Source organism: Trinickia sp. EG282A, assembly GCF_040965455.1.
GTDB classification, from domain to species: domain Bacteria; phylum Pseudomonadota; class Gammaproteobacteria; order Burkholderiales; family Burkholderiaceae; genus Trinickia; species Trinickia symbiotica.
In genome coordinates, this window is record NZ_JBFRCC010000002.1 from 16352 (window position 1) to 34512 (window position 18161).

General features: G+C 64.3%; 16 protein-coding genes. 10 read left to right on the forward strand and 6 right to left on the reverse strand.

Annotated features, from left to right (window positions below):
* Positions 1-29: 29 nt before the first annotated feature.
* On the reverse strand, positions 30-2300 hold the full coding sequence (locus AB4Y31_RS07995) for an NADP-dependent malic enzyme (RefSeq protein WP_368673495.1): 2271 nt from the start codon (positions 2298-2300) through the stop codon (positions 30-32).
* A gap of 351 nt (positions 2301-2651) precedes the next feature.
* Between AB4Y31_RS07995 and AB4Y31_RS08000 the strand changes: the two genes are divergently transcribed.
* Positions 2652-3338 (forward strand): orotate phosphoribosyltransferase, encoded by a 687-nt coding sequence (locus AB4Y31_RS08000; protein ID WP_107153961.1) that lies wholly within the window; start codon positions 2652-2654, stop codon positions 3336-3338.
* Here AB4Y31_RS08000 and AB4Y31_RS08005 read toward each other — a convergent pair.
* Entirely contained in the window at positions 3332-4051 is a 720-nt protein-coding gene (locus AB4Y31_RS08005) for a response regulator (RefSeq protein WP_368673496.1), read from the reverse strand. The two genes, AB4Y31_RS08000 and AB4Y31_RS08005, sit on opposite strands and share 7 nt — an antisense overlap.
* A 168-nt stretch (positions 4052-4219) precedes the next feature.
* Here AB4Y31_RS08005 and AB4Y31_RS08010 point away from each other — a divergent pair, with 168 nt between their 5' ends.
* The 5 genes from AB4Y31_RS08010 (at position 4220) to AB4Y31_RS08030 (ending at position 10197) form a co-directional block, all read left to right on the forward strand.
* A complete protein-coding gene (locus AB4Y31_RS08010; RefSeq protein ID WP_368673497.1) occupies positions 4220-4789 on the forward strand; it encodes a YbhB/YbcL family Raf kinase inhibitor-like protein in 570 nt (189 codons plus the stop codon).
* Between the two features lie 174 nt (positions 4790-4963).
* The gene (argC, locus tag AB4Y31_RS08015) at positions 4964-5914 is read left to right on the forward strand and encodes an N-acetyl-gamma-glutamyl-phosphate reductase (protein ID WP_368673498.1); all 951 of its coding nucleotides are present in this window, start codon (positions 4964-4966) and stop codon (positions 5912-5914) included.
* 533 nt (positions 5915-6447) lie between these two features.
* The gene (locus tag AB4Y31_RS08020) at positions 6448-7827 is read left to right on the forward strand and encodes a DUF2957 domain-containing protein (RefSeq protein WP_368673499.1); all 1380 of its coding nucleotides are present in this window, start codon (positions 6448-6450) and stop codon (positions 7825-7827) included.
* 145 nt (positions 7828-7972) lie between these two features.
* On the forward strand, positions 7973-9241 hold the full coding sequence (locus tag AB4Y31_RS08025) for a DUF2957 domain-containing protein (protein ID WP_368673500.1): 1269 nt from the start codon (positions 7973-7975) through the stop codon (positions 9239-9241).
* A 122-nt stretch (positions 9242-9363) separates the two neighbouring features.
* Entirely contained in the window at positions 9364-10197 is an 834-nt protein-coding gene (locus AB4Y31_RS08030) for an OmpW family protein (RefSeq protein ID WP_368673501.1), read from the forward strand.
* A 143-nt stretch (positions 10198-10340) separates the two neighbouring features.
* Here AB4Y31_RS08030 and AB4Y31_RS08035 read toward each other — a convergent pair whose 3' ends face one another.
* Positions 10341-10877 carry a hypothetical protein gene (locus tag AB4Y31_RS08035; RefSeq protein WP_368673502.1) on the reverse strand — a complete coding sequence of 179 codons (537 nt, stop codon included), beginning with the start codon at positions 10875-10877 and terminating at the stop codon, positions 10341-10343.
* Positions 10878-11010: 133 nt separating this feature from the next.
* Here AB4Y31_RS08035 and AB4Y31_RS08040 point away from each other — a divergent pair, with 133 nt between their 5' ends.
* Positions 11011-12012: a sensor histidine kinase gene (locus AB4Y31_RS08040; protein WP_368674450.1), complete on the forward strand. Its 1002-nt coding sequence runs from the start codon at positions 11011-11013 to the stop codon at positions 12010-12012.
* 1 nt (position 12013) lies between these two features.
* A complete protein-coding gene (locus AB4Y31_RS08045; protein ID WP_368673503.1) occupies positions 12014-12745 on the forward strand; it encodes a LytR/AlgR family response regulator transcription factor in 732 nt (243 codons plus the stop codon).
* Between the two features lie 293 nt (positions 12746-13038).
* Here AB4Y31_RS08045 and AB4Y31_RS08050 read toward each other — a convergent pair whose 3' ends face one another.
* Both AB4Y31_RS08050 and AB4Y31_RS08055 read right to left on the reverse strand, forming a co-directional pair.
* The gene (locus AB4Y31_RS08050; protein WP_018441724.1) at positions 13039-13518 is read right to left on the reverse strand and encodes a response regulator; all 480 of its coding nucleotides are present in this window, start codon (positions 13516-13518) and stop codon (positions 13039-13041) included.
* Between the two features lie 305 nt (positions 13519-13823).
* Positions 13824-14747, reverse strand: coding sequence for a LysR family transcriptional regulator (locus AB4Y31_RS08055; RefSeq protein WP_368673504.1), 924 nt, complete (start codon positions 14745-14747; stop codon positions 13824-13826).
* A gap of 99 nt (positions 14748-14846) precedes the next feature.
* Between AB4Y31_RS08055 and AB4Y31_RS08060 the strand changes: the two genes are divergently transcribed.
* Positions 14847-16106, forward strand: coding sequence for an MFS transporter (locus AB4Y31_RS08060; RefSeq protein ID WP_368673505.1), 1260 nt, complete (start codon positions 14847-14849; stop codon positions 16104-16106).
* Positions 16107-16204: 98 nt separating this feature from the next.
* Here the strand turns inward: AB4Y31_RS08060 and AB4Y31_RS08065 are convergent, their stop codons facing one another.
* Positions 16205-17074, reverse strand: coding sequence for an NAD(P)-dependent oxidoreductase (locus AB4Y31_RS08065; protein WP_368673506.1), 870 nt, complete (start codon positions 17072-17074; stop codon positions 16205-16207).
* Between the two features lie 120 nt (positions 17075-17194).
* Here AB4Y31_RS08065 and AB4Y31_RS08070 point away from each other — a divergent pair, with 120 nt between their 5' ends.
* Positions 17195-17953, forward strand: a complete 759-nt coding sequence (locus AB4Y31_RS08070) for a Mut7-C RNAse domain-containing protein (RefSeq protein WP_018441728.1) — start codon at positions 17195-17197, stop codon at positions 17951-17953.
* Positions 17954-18161 lie beyond the last annotated feature (208 nt).

Below are 18161 nucleotides of genomic sequence, written 5' to 3' on the forward strand. Positions count from 1 at the left end.
GCGTATCCGCCTTGCGGCGGACAGCCAGCTTATTCGACGCGGACATTGGCCGCCGCAACGGCGGTCATGTTGATGATCCGCCGCACCGTCGCCGCCGGCGTGAGGATGTGCACGGGCTTCGCTGCGCCGAGCAGGAACGGTCCGACCGTCACCCCTTCCCCGCCGACCATCTTCAACAGGTTGTAGGCGATGTTCGCCGCCTCGACGTTCGGCATCAACAGCAGGTTGGCCTCGCCCGTCAACGTCGTGCCGGGGAACGATTGCTTGCGGACAATCTCCGAAAGCGCGGCGTCGCCGTGCATCTCACCGTCGACTTCGAGTTGCGGCGCGCGCTCGGCAATCAGCTTGCGCGCGGCCGCCATACGCTGCGACGAAGCCGTGCGCGAGCTACCGAAGTTCGAGCTCGAAAGCAGCGCAATCTTCGGCACGATGCCGAACCGCTCGATCTCGGACGCGGCGAGAATCGCCATGTCGGCGAGCTGCTCCGCGCTCGGCACTTCGTTGACGTAGGTATCGCAGATGAAGAGGTTGCGGCCCGGCAGCATCAGCAGGTTCATCGCCGCATAGTGCTCGGCGCTCGACGAGCGGCCCAGCACCTGGTCGACGTACTTGAGGTGGCTGTGGTACGTATCGATGAGGCCGCAGATCATGCCGTCGGCATCGCCGAGACGCACGAGCACCGCGCCGATCAACGTATTGAACTTGCGCAGCGCGGCTTTCGCGATTTCCGGCGTCACGCCTTCGCGCGCGCCGAGCTCATGGTAGGCCTGCCAGCATTGCTGATAGCGCGGATCGTCTTCAGGATTGACGACCTCGAAATCGACGCCGGCCTTCAGCCGCGAGCCGATCTTCTTCAGGCGCATGTCGACGACGGCCGGCCGGCCGATGATGATCGGCTTCGCGATTTTTTCGGTCAGCACGAACTGGGCGGCGCGCAGCACGCGCTCGTCCTCGCCCTCGGCAAAGACGATGCGGGCGGCCGTCTGCTTCGCCGCCGCAAAGACCGGACGCATCACCATGCCCGTGCGGTAGACGGTCGCGCCAAGCTGCTCGCGGTAGGCGTCCATGTCCTGGATCGGACGCGTCGCCACGCCCGAATCCATCGCGGCCTGCGCCACCGCGGGCGCGATCTTGATGATGAGACGCGGGTCGAACGGCTTCGGAATGAGGTACTCGGGACCGAACTCGAGCGAGTGTCCTTCATAGGCCTTCGCGACTTCGTCGCCCTGGTCCGTCTCCTCGGCCAGCTCGGCGATCGCTCGCACGCAGGCAAGCTTCATTTCCTCGGTGATCGTCGTCGCGCCGACGTCGAGCGCGCCGCGGAAGATGAACGGGAAGCAAAGAACGTTGTTGACCTGATTCGGATAGTCCGAGCGGCCCGTCGCGATGATGGCGTCGGGCCGTACCGCCTTCGCGTCCTCGGGGCGAATCTCGGGCTCGGGGTTCGCGAGCGCGAGGATGAGCGGCTTGTCGGCCATCTTCATGACCATCTCGGGCTTGAGCACGCCGGCGCTCGAGCAGCCGAGGAAGACATCGGCCGAGCTGATCGCGTCGTCGAGCGTGCGCGCGTCCGTATGCGCGGCATAGCCGGCCTTCGACGGATCGAGATTGCCGCGCCCTTCGTAGATGACGCCCTTCGAGTCGATGACGAGAATGTTGCCCTTCTGGAGGCCGAGCTTCACGAGCAGGTCCAGACAGGCGATGGCGGCGGCGCCGGCGCCCGAGCAGACGAGCTTCACGTTCTCGAGCTGCTTGCCCACGACCTTCAGGCCGTTGAGAATCGCCGCGGACGCGATGATCGCGGTGCCGTGCTGATCGTCGTGGAAGACAGGGATCTTCATCCGCTCGCGCAGCTTCTTTTCGATGTAGAAGCACTCGGGCGCCTTGATGTCCTCCAGGTTGATGCCGCCGAGCGTCGGCTCGAGCATCGCGATGGCGTCGACGAGCTTGTCGGGGTCCGATTCCGCCAGTTCGATGTCGAACACGTCGATGCCTGCGAACTTCTTGAAGAGACAGCCCTTGCCCTCCATGACCGGCTTGGCCGCGAGCGGGCCGATGTTGCCGAGACCGAGCACGGCCGTGCCGTTCGTCACCACGCCGACCAGATTGCTGCGCGACGTGTACTTCTGCGCATCGAGCGGATCGGCGTGGATTGCCTCACACGCGGCGGCGACGCCGGGCGAATACGCGAGCGACAGATCGAGCTGATTCGAGAGCGGTTTCGTCGGAGTAACGGAGATCTTGCCGGGCTTTGGATTCTGGTGATAGGCGAGAGCGCTTTGCTTCAGTTGTTCGTCCATATTTGACCTACGCGACGTAATAAATATGATCCTGCACGCTCGAGAGGCGCCGGTTCGGCGCAGCGCCGTGCCTCGGCGGATAGCAAGGGCGGCGGGAAGCGTTTTAGCGGGGGGTGCCAGTGTACACCTGCTGATGCCGCATGGGATGGCAAGCGGCAGCCCCAGGGGAGGCGCGGCCTGGCGCGTAGCGCGCGTGACTTGCCGATCCCGCTTGCCGGCGCCGCGACTCGGGTAAAATACGCGGTTACGCGCGAGAGGCAGGCTCTCGCTCTCGGGCGGCTCCCCCGGCGCTTGGCGACGATGTCGGCGCCTTCTTCGCCGCCCTTCGCCCCCTACCGCAAGGACTCGCCCATGACAGGCTTCGATCGCCAAACGATCTCCGACACGACCGCCAAGATGCTGCTCGAAGTGCAGGCCGTGCACTTCAATGCCGAGAAACCGTTCATCTTCACTTCGGGATGGGCGAGCCCCGTCTATATCGATTGCCGGAAGTTGATCTCGTTTCCGCGCGTGCGCCGCGGGCTGATGGACATGGCCGAAACGACGATTCTGCGCGATGTCGGCTACGAGCAGATCGACGGCGTCGCGGGCGGGGAGACGGCCGGCATTCCGTTTGCCGCCTGGCTCGCAGATCGGCTCATGGTGCCGATGCAGTACGTGCGCAAAAAGCCGAAGGGCTTCGGCCGCAACGCGCAGATCGAAGGGTTTCTGCAGGAAGGCTCGCGCGTGCTGCTCGTCGAGGACTTGACGACGGACAGCCGCAGCAAGATCAACTTCATCAATGCGCTGCGCACCGCGGGCGCGCGCGTGAACCACTGCTTCGTCCTCTTTCACTACAACATCTTCAAGGAGAGCGTGTCGGTCCTGAAAGACATCGACGTCGACCTGCACGCGCTCGCGACGTGGTGGGACGTGCTGCGCGTCGCCAAGGCATCGGGCTACTTCGATACCAAAACGCTCGATGAAGTCGAGAAGTTCCTGCATGCGCCCGCCGAATGGTCGGCCGCGCACGGCGGGGCGACGGCCGCGCCTCAGTAACTGGGCGACGAGAGGTTCATTAGACCGGCGCTTTGCGCATACTGGAAGAGCTCCGAATCGCGCTCGAGCCCCAGCTTGCGCAGCGCCGCGATCTTGTGCGTGCTGATCGTCTTGATGCTTCGATTGAGGCGCGCGGCGATCTCCTTCATCGTCATTCCCGAGACATAGAGCCGCACGACTTCGACCTCGCGTTGGGAAAGCAGCTTGTCGGCGGGCTTTGCGGGGGCGCCCTTGCCGAGCGCCTCGTGCGCGGCGCGCACCGACGGACCCGCGTAAGGCACGCCGCACATGACGTAGCGAACGGCGAGGCCGATATGCGCGAGATCGTCCGACTTGCTGACGACGGCGGTGACGCCCATCTCGCCGAGCCGACGGATCAGCGCGGGGTTTTCGAGCATGGTCAGCACGACGATCGGCAGCGCGGGGAAATGCCGCCTGACGTAGCCGATGAGCGGCAGGCCATCGCCATGCAGGCCGCCGGGCATCGCCAGATCGGTCACGAGCACGTCGCACGGGGCATTCGTCAGGGCCCTGACGAGCTCCGTGGATTGGCGGGCCTCGCCGACCACTTCGATGTCCGGAAATCGCGCGAGCGCGTGCCGCGCCCCGAGCAGAATGACCGGGTGATCGTCCGCGACGATCACGCGAGTCCTTGGGCCGTTGGCCGTGGTTTCCGGCTTCTCCGGCGTCTCATATTCCGACAATAGGTTCATCCGCAGGCGATCGTTGACGGGTTCGCGCCGGCGGCCGTGCGCACCGATCGTGCAGCTGCCGCCACCGGCGAAAAATGCAATGTTAGACTCGATTCCGGCCCCAACTGTCATTCGGGCCGGCAATCGGCGCGAGTTCCCATTTCGCCATCCCGCGAGGAGTATCGGCTCATGAGCACGCGATGGTCGGTCGTTGCATCGGTGGCACTTTCGTTCTCGGCATGGCTCGGCGTTGCGGCGCCCGCCCTTGCGCAGGGCACATTCTCGGTGACGAGCAAGGATCTCGCGCCGGATAAAGCGGTCGGTCTCCAACACGTCTATAACAGCGACGGTTGCAGCGGCAAGAACATATCGCCGCAGCTTCGCTGGAGCGGCGTGCCCGCCGGCACCAAGAGTTTCGCCGTCACGATGTTCGATCCCGATGCGCCCGGCCCCGCCGGCTGGTGGCATTGGGCTGTCGCCGAAATACCCGCCGACGTGCGCGAATTGCCGTCGAATGCGAGCGCGTCCGGCTTTCTCAAGCGCATCCACGCGGTGGAGGCAAGCAACGACTTCGGCACGCCCGGTTATGGCGGCCCCTGCCCGCCGCAGGGTCAGACGCATCGATACGTCGTGACCGTTTACGCGCTCGGCACGTCGGATCTGCGGCTCGCTCCCGGGCAGCCTGCGCCGATGTTCGATCATGAAATCGGCACGTCGATCCTCGGCAAGGCGAGCATCACGGTGAAATACGGGCGCTGAACGGGCCGCCGGCCAGCCGGACGGAGGCCGATGTCGCACTATCACGACAGATCAGGCCGGGTACGTCGGCATTCGCGGCGAAATCCGCACAAATCGCGACAAAGCCTTAAAATCACGGTTTCGGGCGCCGCCTGCGCGCCACCACGTCAATCCGGCCCACTCAACGAGAGCGAAATGAGCACGAAAGTATTTGTCGACGGACAGGAAGGCACGACAGGTCTCAAGATTTACGAATACCTGTCGCGACGCACCGACGTCGAAGTGCTGCGGATCGACGAAGCAAAGCGCAAGGACATCGACGAGCGGCGCCGGCTCATCAATGCGTCCGATGTGACGTTCCTCTGCCTGCCCGACGTCGCTTCGCGCGAATCGGCAAGCCTGGTCGAGAACGACCGGACCGTCGTCATCGATGCGAGCACGGCGTTTCGGACGCACGCCGATTGGGCCTACGGTCTGCCCGAGCTCACGCGCGCGCAGCGTGAGCGGATCCGGACGTCGAAGCGCATCGCCGTGCCGGGCTGCCATGCCTCGGCGTTCGTGCTCGCCATGCGTCCGCTCATCGAGGCCGGCGTCGTCGCACCCGAGTTCCAGGCCCATTCGTACTCGCTGACAGGCTACAGCGGCGGCGGCAAAAAGATGATCGCCGACTACGAGGCGAGCCCGCCCGCCGCGAAGCTCGCGAGCCCGCGCGCTTATGCGCTCGCGCTTGGCCATAAGCATCTGCCCGAGATGGCCGCGCATGCGCGGCTCAAGTCCGTGCCGATCTTTACGCCGATCGTCGGCAACTTCTATAAAGGTCTTGCCGTCACGACGTACTTCTCGCCCGAGCAGCTCGCGAAGCACGCCACGCCGCGCGACATCCAGGCGCTCTTCGCCGAGTATTACGCCGGCGAAGCGTTCGTGCGCGTCGCGCCGTTCGATGCGGACGAGAATCTCGACGGCGGGTTCTTCGATGCGCAGGCCAACAACGACACCAACCGCGTCGACCTCTTCGTGTTCGGTAACGACGAGCGCTTCGTGACCGTCGCGCGGCTCGATAATCTCGGCAAGGGCGCATCGGGCGCGGCGATCCAATGCATGAACCTCAGCATCGGCGCGGCCGAGGATACCGGGCTCGTGCGCTGACGAAGCCATCGGCGAGTTCGCCGAATCGTTTTCCGCGCGGAACGCCATTCGGCAATCGACAATCCGCGATCGATCAAGCCGGCTGCTTCAGCCGGCTTTTTCATTGGCGCTGATCGTGAGGCAAAACCTCAGATATTGGGATTTCAACTGGCACCGGCGAGATAGTGATCACAATCGGAAAGATCAGCCAGCGCCTTTAGCGAATGTCGTCACTCGGCCGGAATTACTTTCCGCTTAAGGACGCCGAATCTTCGATCGTTCTATCTGCGCTGCATCGTCTGGCGACCCTCGTCTGCCTACCCTCCTCCTTGCCGCGCGCGGCAACCCGTCAATGCGTTCTGTTACATCTTGTCGCACTTCCGATTGAAACGCGGTTTGCGTTTCAATTTGCCCTCGATCGCTCGATGCAATGTGCATTTTCAACATGCATCCCTGTTTGAATTCGGAAATTTAGACACCTCTTTCAATTGACAGCGCAGAAATGCACGGCGAAATTACGCCGCATAACGAGATCAGATCAGGGAGACGAAGGCATGTCCTCACGTGTCATGTCATGGGGCTTGCTATTGGCGGTTGCGAGCGCCCCATTATGGTCCGCCTGCGGAGGCGGAGGCGGAGGCGGCGACGGCGCGCCCGCGGCAAGCGCCTCGCAATGCTCGGGGGCCGCGTGCGGCACGCAAGGCGCGCCGACGTCGGCGCCGACTGCATCGCTGTGCCCGACGGCGGCTGCCATTTCCAGCAACACCTATCTCGGCGGCGCGGGTAGCGGCGAGATCGTGAGCCTGCGGATCGACGCCACGGCGATGACTTACACGATCAAGTGGCTCGAATCACCGATTCCGCTGCAAGCGGGAACGGTCATGCCGACGCGTGCCGGCATCACAATAACGGGCGCCGTCCAGCACACGACGAACTTGCCGACGGCCGAGCAAAACCGCTGTGCGTTCATTCTGGAGCCGGGCACAGGCACCACATCAGGCGGATCCTCCTACTCGACTTCCGCAACCTTCAATTCGAGCAACCCGCCGACGATCTTCATCGGCGAAGGCGGTGTGGCGGGCGGCGGCATTCCGGGCGCGGAGGTTCAGTTCTCAGGCGTGGCCGGGCTCTTCGCCGTCCCTGACAGAAAGTTCGATTTCTATCCGTTCATCGGCTTTGCGCAAGTCGACACTCGTCTGGCGGATCTGCAAGGCACCTATAACGCACTCCTTTATCACCAGCAACCGTCGGATAACTACGCGGCGGTCGGTACGAACGATACTGAAACGTTCGATGCGAGCGGCAATTGCACCTCGACATCGGGCAACTGCAAGACGACGGGCAGCGCATGGACCGCGAGCAGCTCGGGCAATTATTTCACGAGCAGCAACCCGCCCGCGATCGTCGGTGGCACAACGCTCGGCAGCGGCGCGCACGCGAACATGGTGCTCGGGCAATTCAACGGCTCGATCGTGCCGATCGTCGTGCGAACCGGTTACGCGAACTCGAACCTGCTCTCGCTCGCCGTCGACGACGAATCGGGCATCGCGATGCTCGCCGCCGCAAGCCCGATCGCATCCGGCGCGATCGATGGCGGCTACGCCGGCGCAGATTCGAACTTCAAGTACACCGCGACGATCATCCAAGGCGCATCGGGCAAGTTCGTCGATCCACCGACGAACACGATCGAGAGCAGGTTCACGCTGACCTACCCGTCGTCGAACCACGGTCTGCTCTCGGTTCAGGACGATCAAGGCAATTCCGGCTACGCGATCGCGACAGGTTTTTCGCCGACCTCGACGATAGGGGGGCTCTACGCGATCTTGCTGCAAGGCACCGAGAACGGAGGCATTACGCCATCCTCGGCGATCGTCGGGCAAACGACGAGCTCCGCGCCTTATTTCGGCATCGGTGCGTTTGCCGGTCCACGTTAGGAAGAGAAGACTTTCGGCGAGTTGAAGTCGTCAGGAATTCGTCAGGCAATGAAGGGAGGAGAAGTTAGCAGTACGAAATAAATCAAAAGGGCGGACCGACAGGGAGGAGGCCGCCCGATAACGATAAACGAGCGAAGGGAGAAACATGATGATTCGGGCAATCCTGAACGGCCTTATGACGCCGGCGCTAGCGGCGTCGCTTGTGATTCTTGCGGGCTGCGGCGGTAGTGCCGCCAGCGGCGGCGATCCACCGCCGCCCGTGGTGCAAAGGCTTTGCCCCGCTTCGCTCGATTACAGCACCGTCTTCACGGGTGGCGGCGGCGACGGCGAGCTCGTCAAGATGCAAATCGACACGACCAATATGACGTGGCAGGTCACCTATGTCGAGTCAGCCGTTCCTCAAACGACGGGCACGGTCACGCCGACGCGCGCCGGCACCACGCAAGGCGGCAAGCTCGTGCAGGAAACGAAGCTGCCGACCGACAAGCAGAACCAATGCGCGTACTACCTCGCCGATAGCAGCGGCAACAACGTAAGCCTCGATGCGAGCCGGCCGTCGCGCATCTTCGTCGGCTTTGGTGTACTCGGCGGCACGATTCCGGGCAAGGAGATCCAATACAACGGCATGGCCGGCGTGGGCGCGGTGCCCGACACCAAGTTTCCGTTCTACCCGTTCATCGGATTTTCGACGCTCGACTCGAACTTCGCCGATGTGGCCGGCACCTACAATCAGCTCGGCTATCACCAGGTGCCGTCGCAGAACTTCAAGCCGGTAGCCGTCGACGCCACGATCAAGATCAATGCCGACGGCACATGGACTGAATGCGACAACACGGGCGTCAACGCCGGCAAATGCCTGCAACCCGGCGATAACTGGAAACCCGCCACGGACGGCAGCGGCACGTTCGAGACGGATCACTTCCAGGGGCAGGCGAAGCCGACGCTCGCCGCGCAGCCGCAGGGCACGGGCTATCTCATCGTCGGCAAGCTCAACAATCAGCTCGTGCCGATCCTGATCCGCAACGGGTATGCGAATCCGAACACGCTCGTCGCCGATGACGAGTCGGGCATCTCGATCCTCGCGCCGCAAGCGAACGTCTCGGTGAACTCGCAAAACGGTCAATACATCGGCGTCGATAGCCAATTCAATTACCGCGCGACGGCGCTCGAAGGAACGCAGGCGACGATGCTCGACCCGTATCAGCCTTCGCAGGCCTCGCTCGCGACGGCGCTGGATCTCAGCTTCGCCGAGAGTGTGCCCGGAGTCGTCACGTCGTGGCCGGCGAGTGCGTCCTCGAGTACGCCGACCGGGAAATTCATCTTTACGGGCGGCGTGTTCGGCTATCTCGATCAATCGAATGCGTCGTCGCCGTACTTCCTGATCAACGCGTTCGTGCAGCAGCCGGTGCAGTAGCGAAGCGAGCTTGCCCCGCGTGCGCTACCGCGCCGTCGCGCGGCTCGCTGCGAGCCGGACGGCGCGGGACGCAAGACCGATAAGAACGCTGCGGGAAAACGCAGCTAAGGGAGATAGAAAAAATGAAACGCATTCAAATCGCGGCAACCGCCTCACTCGCTTTGTCCCTATCCGGCGTCGCACACGGGCAGGCGGCCGGCGCGAACGTGATCTCGCTCGGCTGGTTCCATGTCATGCCCCAGGATTCGAGCACGACGCTCACGACCGGCGTCGCACCGCAGCCGATCGATACGCCGCTGCGGCTGCCGAGTTCGTTCAATTCGCCGGGTACGGGTTTATCGACGACGAACGCCGACACGGCCGGGCTCGTGATCAGCCACTTCTTCACGGACCATATCGCCCTCACGACGGTGGCGGGCGTGCCGCCGACGTTCAAGATGTATGGACGCGGCAAGATCGTGCCGCCGGGACCCGCGGCGGCGCTCGGCACCGTCAATCTCGACGATCCGTCGAACGAGCCGATCGTGAAGAGCGTGCGGCAATGGAGCCCGGCCGTCTTGCTGCACTACTACTTCGGATCCGCGACGGCGCGCTTCAGGCCATATCTGGGTATCGGTGTGTCGTACAACTGGTACTCCGACATTCAGCTCAACCCGAACTTCGTCACCTCGACTCAAAACAATCTCGGCGCCGTGCTCGCAGCCGGCGCGAACAAGCCGGGACCGACGAGCGTCGAGGCCAAGGCGTCGCCTTCGTGGGCCCCGGTCTTCAATGTGGGAGCCGCATACAGCCTCACGAAGCACTGGGGGCTGACGGCGAACTTGACCTATATCCCGCTCAAGACGACGTCGTCGGTCATCGTCAAGGCCGCGGATGGGACGGTGCTCGGCGTGACTAAAGGGAAGCTCACGGCGGACCCGCTGATTACCTTCCTCGCCTTGTCTTATAAGTTTTGAAGCAGGGGGCGGATGTACGGCGTCAGTTGCGGAACACGGCGTTATGGTGGGCGGGCCGCGATCACGCGGAAGCGGACGGCGCGCCATTCGGCTCGCCAGGATCGCGACGGAGGGCAACGTCCGCCCTCGCGGGCAATCGTGCCTTATTCAGCGCGTTCGAACGTGGACGCGCCGCCTGCCACCGATGCACCGTTCGCATGACGGACGCAGCGCGTCACCACGTTGATCGCGCGTCCCAGCGGCATGCCGACGAGGCCGCCCCAGACCGCGAACGACAGGACCGCGAAGGCGCTGGTGGCCGCCCACGGCCGCGATGTGGCGATCGCGTAGTGAATGAACGTTTCGGCGACGAACGTTAGGAGTAACGTAATGAGCAGGCTCGCGTCGCCCGGCAGGCGCACGAACATGCCTTCCCGCCCGGTCCTGAACTGCAGGCGCCAGCGGCGCGCGTGGAACCAGCCGCCCGCCGTGCCGACCGCGAGCATCGCGAGAGCCGCAGCGAAGGCTTCGGCACCCGCCCGTGGCAACAGGTGGTCGAGGCTGGACATGCCGAGACCGACGAACAAGACCGGAAACAGGATCGGACGCACCGGCCGGACTTCGCGCGCGAAGCAGCGCTTTACGCCGATATAAACGAGCAAGCCGAACAACACGTAGACGTAGGTCGGGAGATGGGGCATGACGTACCTGTTCCTGAGCGCCGCAAGCAGCGGTTATGTCAGCGACTATAGCGATCGGGCCCGCCGCGCGCCGCACTTCTCTGTCCTGTCCTCCGCGCCCCATGCCAGCCGCGAGCATCGAGGCCGATCCCTCCTGTATCTGTTCTGCTTCAACTCCGTGGTCGGGCTCATCTTCTGGACCACGCGCCGCAACGAGGCGTTGCTGCCATATCTCGTCGTCGCGAACGGCATCGGTTTCAGCGCGTCACTGCTGAGCGTCGCCGCAGACAGACTCGTACGCGGCAAGCTGGCGCTGGTACCCAAGATCCTGATCGTCGCACCAGCCAGCGTATTCATCGGTTTCGAGGTCGCGGCATCCACGATCGGGCCCGTTCCGCATCTCATCGGACACGCAGGCGTGAAGGTTTGGCTGGCCTACGGTTCGTCGTTCATTGTCGCGGGTGCGGCGTCCGCGTTCGTGTCGGTGTTCGTTCAGGCCGCGCGCATGCGTACCTCGCTCGAGACGCAGCGACGAGAGGCCGCCGAGGCGCGCCAGGCCGAAACGGCTGCGCGCCTCGCGCTGCTGCAGGCTCAGATCGAGCCGCATTTCCTGTTCAACACGCTCGCGAACGTGCAAAGCCTCATAGAACGCGATCCGACCCGCGCCACGACAATGCTCGACAGCCTGAACCGCTATCTCCGCGCGAGCCTGGGCCGCACGCGCAAGGCTACGGCCACGTTGGACGAAGAACTGGAACTCGTTGAGGCGCTGCTGAGCATCGCGACGATCCGGCTCGGCGAGGAACGCCTGCGCTATGCGGTCGACGTGCCGGCTGCGCTGAGGGCATTGCCGCTATCGCCACTCCTGCTACAGCCCCTCGTCGAGAATGCACTGCTGCACGGCATCGAGCCGTCGGTCGACGGCGGTGAAGTGCTCATTCGCGGCAGCCGCGACGGCGACCTGCTCGTCCTGAGCGTGACCGATACCGGTGTGGGGCTCGGCAACCGCGGCACGAAGTTGCACGGTGGCGTCGGACTCGCGAATGTTCGTGCCCGAATGATAAGGCTTTATGGCGAGCGCGGCCGCGTGTCGGTCGCCGCGAATGCCGACGCCATGCGGGGCGTGACCGCAACCTTGCATATTCCGATCGCCTGATATGCCGACCGCCTTGATCGCAGACGACGAACCCAACCTATCCGCGGAGCTTGCCGCACGTCTCAGCACACTCTGGCCCGAGCTCGAGATCGTCGGAATGCCGCGCAACGGCGTCGACGCGCTCGCCGAGCTGAATGCGAAGCGCCCCGATTTCGCGTTCCTGGACATCAGGATGCCCGGTATCGACGGTCTGAAAATCGCCGGCCTCGTACCGCACGTGCACGTCGTGTTCGTGACGTCCTATGACGAGTATGCAGTTCAGGCATTCGACCAGTCGGCGATCGACTATTTGCTGAAACCGGTGACCGATGATCGCCTGCTCCGCTGTATCGTAAAGCTGCAGCGCGGTGGCCACGCGCCGACTGACACCGCGCTATTGGTAAATGCGGGCGAGCAGCGAGATGCAGCGCCAATTCGCTGGATAACTGTGGGCCTCCGGGACAAGACCCGGCTCATCTCGGTGGACGAGGTGCTGTATTTTCAGGCTGCGGACAAATATACGGAAGTCGTGACGGCGAGCGAGCGGCACGTGATCCGCACTCCGCTTAAGGAGATGCTGCAGCGACTGGACACAGAGCGCTTCGCACAAGTGCATCGCGGTGTGATCGTCGCCTATGCGGCGATCGACCACATCGAACGCGATCTACTTGGTCGCCAGCGCATCCATTTGCGCGGAAGCGGAGACATTCTGCCGGTCAGCCGTGCTTGCGCAGGCCTTTTCAAGCAGATGTAACAAGGTTTCGCCGCGTCGAGGGAACCTCCTTCGGCCGCCTGAGGAACGGCGAAGAGGCCTTCCGGCCCAGCTCGATCGGGCAAACGGCCGTCGCGGACCATCAGCGCGGTCAGTCTGTCAATCGGCGGTTTCTGCACTGGATGCGCGCGACAGGCAAAAAAAAGCCCGCCTGTTGGCGGGCTGAATCCATATCAGAGGAGACATGGAGGAGACAGTTCCTACTTTACCAAAGACCTTGGTGCGTTGCAACAACCTGTCCAATTCGGACGCGATTCGTTGCTTTTCGACAACAGTCACACGAGCGTCATCGACAGCAGAAAATTCACCTGATCCGCGCCGATCGGCTTGACCCAATGGACGTCGTACCCTGCCTCGAGCGCCATTTCGCGATATTGCGGCTGGCCCCATCCCGTCAGCGCGATCAGCAAGAGAGGACGCTTGCCGGCGATTTCGCGCAAGGCGTGCGCCACGCTTAGCCCTTCGAGCTGCGGTGCGCCGACGTCGATCAACGCCGCGTCGGGCAGCCGCCGTTGCGCGATTTCGAGGGCCTCGCGATTGTCGCAGGTCGCGACGACGCCGTAGCCCATCGATTCGAGCAGGAACGTCAGGCCCGCGAGCGTCTCGGCGTCGCGGTCCACGATCAGGACGCACTTGTGCTGCATCGCTTCGGTCTTCGCGGTGCCGAGATCAGGTTGTTGGCTCGCATGGAGGCCCGGCGTCGCCACCGCGACGCGACCGGTATCCGGTGAGTTCGATTTCATCGTGTTCGTCATGGCCCGTCCTTGACTTGCGTCAGAGGAAGTCAAGCTCACCTCGCATTCCTGTCGACTACCGCCCTTGCCCAATCGATCGCTCCGGAGTCCTAAACGTCTTTGACAGTCCAAAAGCGCATTCGATCGTGAGCGCCCTGCTAAAAATAGAGCCTTTTCTCACAGATTGGCAAAATTTTTCTGCATCGCGCTTCCCGTTGGCATAAACGGCATTCACTCGACGGCGCGGCCCGAACGGCGATCGTGGACCGCCCACCTGTCTACGTTGTAAGGCGAGCAAGCTGCGTGCACGGCGCGGCGGCGGCGCACTACGAGCGCTCGTCGTCCAGCAGCTCGGTCAGCGCGTCGCGCAACAGCTCGATCGGCCGCACGAGCCGGCCAGGCAAGGCTCCGTGCACGAGCCAGACATTGAGGCGCCCGTCGAAGCCCGGGACATCGATCGGCCGTAACGCGTCTCGATACGGGCTGCGCGCGAGCACGTGCGGCGTGACGACGCCGAGGCCGAGGCCGCGCGCGACGAGCGAGAGCTGCAAGTCCGACCCGAACGCTTCGACGGCGACTTCGAATCGAAGTCCGGCCGCTTGCAACGCGCGGTTCAACACGGAACGCATTCCGCAACCGTCCTGGTTGAGCACCCAGGGGTAGCGTGCGAGTTGCTCGAGCGTCAGCGAAGCCGCCTCCTTGCCGCGTGGCGGGCGCGGCAACTCGAACGCACGCGAAGCTACGACGAGCGTCGGGTGCACAGCCAGCAACGTCGACGTGATCGAGTCCGGCATCTCGAAGGACGCCGGCATCAGGACGACCGCCGCGTCGACCTCCGCGCGCGTCAGGCGCTCGAGCAACGCCGGCGACCACGCGGCCATCACGCGCAGCGTCAAGCGCGGAAACGCCGCGCGCAGCCGGTCGACAGGCGCCTCGAGCGCGAGCTCGGACAAGAACGGCGGCACGCCGATTCTCAGTTCGCCGGTCGGCTCGCTGCCTGGCGCCGCAACGGCGAGCAGATCGTCGACGGAGCGCAGCACCGCGCGCGCGAGCGCGTATACCTCCCTGCCCGCGCTCGTGGGCTTCAGCGGCTTGCTCTGACGGTCGAGCAAAGGCACGCCGAGCATCGCTTCGAGGTTCTGCACGCGACGCGTAAGGCCAGGCTGCGTCAGATGCAGCCGCGTCGCCGCGCGCACCATCGAGCCGCTATCGACGACCGCCACGAACGCCTGAAGGTCACGAGTGTTCACAACAGTTACGCATAATCAGTATCGATATCTTTCAATTGTCGCATATAAGCCGGGCACTTACGATGAACGCTCCTTCACTCGTTCGTGGACCCAGTCGCTATGAACCGGCCCGCCGACACTTGCCCCGCCACGGTGACGGACAGCATCGAGGTCGAAGCACCCCAGACGCTCACGACCGCGCTCACGCTGCTCTTTGCCGCGGCAACCGGAATCATTGTCATCAATCTGTTCGCCGCACAGCCGCTCACGGGCCCGATCGCCCGCTCGCTCGCGCTGCCCGCGAGCCTCACCGGCGCTGTCGCCATGCTGCCGCAGCTGGGCTATGCGTTCGGGCTCGTGCTGCTCGTGCCGCTCGCCGATCTCGTCGAAAACCGCAGGCTCATCGTGCGCACGCTCGCGGCCGCGGCCGCGTGGCTCGGGGTCGCCTTGCTGACGCGCTCCGGGGCGCTCTTTCTCGCGGCGATCTTCTTCGCCGGCGCCACCTCGAGCGTCATTCAGATGCTCGTGCCGATGGCGGCGTCGATGGCATCCGAGAGCCATCGCGGCCGCGCCGTCGGCAACGTGATGAGCGGCCTGATGCTCGGGATACTGCTCTCGCGGCCGCTCGCGAGCGTCGTGGCGGGGTCGGTGGGATGGCGCGCGTTCTACGGCATCGCGGCCGCGGCGGACGTCGTAATCGCGTTCGTCCTCGCGACACAGCTGCCGAAACGGACACCGGAGGTCGCCACACAATATCCCCAGTTGCTTGGGTCGCTATGGACGCTGCTGCGGCACGAGCGGACCTTGCAGCGCCGCGCGTTGTCCGCCGCGTTGGCGATGGGTTCGTTCAGCGCCTTTTGGACGGCGATCGGCCTGAAGCTCGCGCAAGCGCCGTTCGGACTCGACTTCTACCAGATCGGCATCTTCGCGCTCGCCGGCGCCGCTGGCGTCGTCGCCACGCCGCTCGCCGGCCGCGCCGGCGATCTCGGTCACGGCAGGGCGGCACTCACGATTGGCCACCTGAGCATGGTCGTGGCCGTGATCGCGAGCGGCATCGCGGGCGCCGGATGGTTCGGCTTTTCTGTAACCGCGCATCGCGGATGGGCGCTCGCGTTGCTCGTCGCGAGCGCGGCGACGCTCGATGCGGGCGTCGTCACCGATCAGACGCTGGGGCGGCGCGCGATCAACTTGATGAATCCCGCCGCTCGCGGCCGGCTCAACGGTCTTTTCGTCGGCATCTTTTTCGTCGGCGGCGCACTCGGCGCGTCGCTCGGCGGCTTGGGTTGGGCGTGGGCAGACTGGACAGGCGTCACCGTCGTCGCGTTGGCATTCGCCGGCACCGCGCTCGCGCTCGGATTGGCTCGGGGGGCCAGCGATTAGGATGGTTGGCGAACCGTCGCTGCCGGCAACCGCCAGCGATGATGGCCGCGGCGGGACAAGCTCGAAGGCTCGACGGTTCGACGGTTCGTAATGACCGCCTATCGCCCCGCGCGCCGGGCCGCCACTTTGCCGAGCACGGCGAAATCCTTCTCGCCGTCGCCATGCGCGATCGCGTCGAGCAGGCTGTCGCGCACGACACTGCCGATGGGCAGCGGCGTCGAGCAAGCCTCGGCGGCGGCGAGCGCCAGCCGCACATCCTTCAAACCGAGCCGCGCCTTGAACTGCGCGGGCTCGTAGCGATCCTCGGCAATGAGCTTGCCATAGCCTGAATAGACGGGGCCAGGGAATACGCTATTCGTGATGACGTCGAGGAAATCCGTCATCGCGACACCGTGCCCGGCGAGCAGCGCCGAAGCCTCGCCGAGTGTTTCGACGGCCGATGCCAGCGCGAAGTTGGCGGCGAGCTTCACGACGTTCGCATGCTGCGGCGTCGCGCCGATCCGCCAGGTTTTCTGACCAATCGCATCGAGGACGGGCTGCACGCGATCGATCGCGGCGTTCGCGCCGGCGGCGATGATCGTGAGCTTGCCGGCCGCGGCGACGTCCGGGCGCCCCATTACCGGCGCGGCCACATAGTGAATCCCGCGCGCCTCGTGCTCGCGCGCGAACGCTTCGGCGAACGCGACCGAGACCGTCGCCATGTTCACATGCACGAAATCGCGCGGCGCCTTATCTAGCAGGCCCGTTGCGAAGACCTCGCGCACGGCCGCATCGTCGGCCAGCATCGAGAACGCGGCGTCCCCGCAAAACGCATCGGCCGGAGTATCGACGAGCTTCGCGCCGAGCGCCTCAAGCGGTTGCGCCCGTTCGCGCGAGCGGTTCCAGACGCGCACGCCGTGGCCGGCTTTCAGGATGTTTTCCGCGATGCTCCGGCCCATGCTGCCGAGGCCGATAAATCCGATGTCCATCTATCGCTCCTTCTGACGAACGGCTCTTGCCGAAAGGCGCCTAGTACAGCACGAACGTCCGGCGCTTGCAGCCGACTCGGCAAACCTCGGGGTCATGCCCGCTATGCGATACTGGTATTCATGCCGCCCGTGACCGCGACTTTTCGCTTTTACGAAGAGCTGAACGACTTTCTGGCCCCGCCGCTGCGTCGGCGTGAGATCAGCTGCGTCTGCGCGCGGGCGGCCACCACCAAACACATGATCGAAGCACTCGGCGTGCCGCATACCGAAGTCGAGCTCATTCTCGTCAACGGCGAATCGGTCGGGTTCGATCGCGTGCTCGAAGAAGGCGATCGCGTCGCCGTCTATCCGAAGTTCGAGGCGCTCGACATCACGCCCATGCTGCGCGTGCGGCCGGCGCCGCTGCGCGTCATTCGCTTCGTGGCCGACGCCCATCTCGGCGGCCTCGCCCATCTGCTGCGCCTCGCCGGCTTCGATACGCTCTACGACAATCATTACGCCGATGAAGAAATCGAGGCGCTCGCCGCCGCCGAGGGACGCATCGTGCTCTCGCGCGATCGCGAGCTGCTCAAGCGCCGTACGATCACGCACGGCTGTTATGTGCGCGCGTTGAAGCCGCAGGAACAATTGCGCGAAATCGTCGGCAGACTCGACTTGATCCGAAGCCTCAGGCCGTTCCGCCTTTGTCTGACCTGCAACGTGCCGCTGCGCTCGCTCGAGCGGTCCGAGGCGCTCGGGCGCGTACCGGATGGCGTCTTCGAACGGCAAACGCGGTTCGTCACCTGCGACGTCTGCAAGCGCATCTTCTGGGAAGGCTCGCACTGGAGCCGTATGCGCGCGCTCGTCGATTCGCTCGCCCGCGACCGGAACGCCCAGTAGTCCGAAAGCAGTTCAATGCGACCCGGCCCGCTTTCGAAATGGTTCGCACTCCTATCCAACGCTCGCTCGCGACCGTAGTGGCTGAAAACGCACAGGACTCCGAAATTAACGGTTGACCGTCGTTTCACCGGGAAACTACAATTTCAATATCTCAACAAGTGGGGTGTATCCCTTGGACGGTTGCAGTAGTCGACCTTCGAACAGTTTT

Excerpts from the sequence above, each read along its gene's own strand:
- AB4Y31_RS08030 (WP_368673501.1), top strand. The coding sequence starts at position 9,364 with ATGAAACGCATTCAAATCGCGGCAACCGCCTCACTCGCTTTGTCCCTA.
- AB4Y31_RS08035 (WP_368673502.1), bottom strand. The coding sequence starts at position 10,877 with ATGCCCCATCTCCCGACCTACGTCTACGTGTTGTTCGGCTTGCTCGTT.
- AB4Y31_RS08065 (WP_368673506.1), bottom strand. The coding sequence starts at position 17,074 with ATGGACATCGGATTTATCGGCCTCGGCAGCATGGGCCGGAGCATCGCG.
- AB4Y31_RS08060 (WP_368673505.1), top strand. The coding sequence starts at position 14,847 with ATGAACCGGCCCGCCGACACTTGCCCCGCCACGGTGACGGACAGCATC.
- AB4Y31_RS08020 (WP_368673499.1), top strand. The coding sequence starts at position 6,448 with ATGTCCTCACGTGTCATGTCATGGGGCTTGCTATTGGCGGTTGCGAGC.
- AB4Y31_RS07995 (WP_368673495.1), bottom strand. The coding sequence starts at position 2,300 with ATGGACGAACAACTGAAGCAAAGCGCTCTCGCCTATCACCAGAATCCA.
- AB4Y31_RS08005 (WP_368673496.1), bottom strand. The coding sequence starts at position 4,051 with ATGAACCTATTGTCGGAATATGAGACGCCGGAGAAGCCGGAAACCACG.
- AB4Y31_RS08050 (WP_018441724.1), bottom strand. The coding sequence starts at position 13,518 with ATGACGAACACGATGAAATCGAACTCACCGGATACCGGTCGCGTCGCG.
- argC (WP_368673498.1), top strand. The coding sequence starts at position 4,964 with ATGAGCACGAAAGTATTTGTCGACGGACAGGAAGGCACGACAGGTCTC.
- AB4Y31_RS08045 (WP_368673503.1), top strand. The coding sequence starts at position 12,014 with ATGCCGACCGCCTTGATCGCAGACGACGAACCCAACCTATCCGCGGAG.
- AB4Y31_RS08070 (WP_018441728.1), top strand. The coding sequence starts at position 17,195 with ATGCCGCCCGTGACCGCGACTTTTCGCTTTTACGAAGAGCTGAACGAC.
- AB4Y31_RS08025 (WP_368673500.1), top strand. The coding sequence starts at position 7,973 with ATGATGATTCGGGCAATCCTGAACGGCCTTATGACGCCGGCGCTAGCG.
- AB4Y31_RS08000 (WP_107153961.1), top strand. The coding sequence starts at position 2,652 with ATGACAGGCTTCGATCGCCAAACGATCTCCGACACGACCGCCAAGATG.
- AB4Y31_RS08010 (WP_368673497.1), top strand. The coding sequence starts at position 4,220 with ATGAGCACGCGATGGTCGGTCGTTGCATCGGTGGCACTTTCGTTCTCG.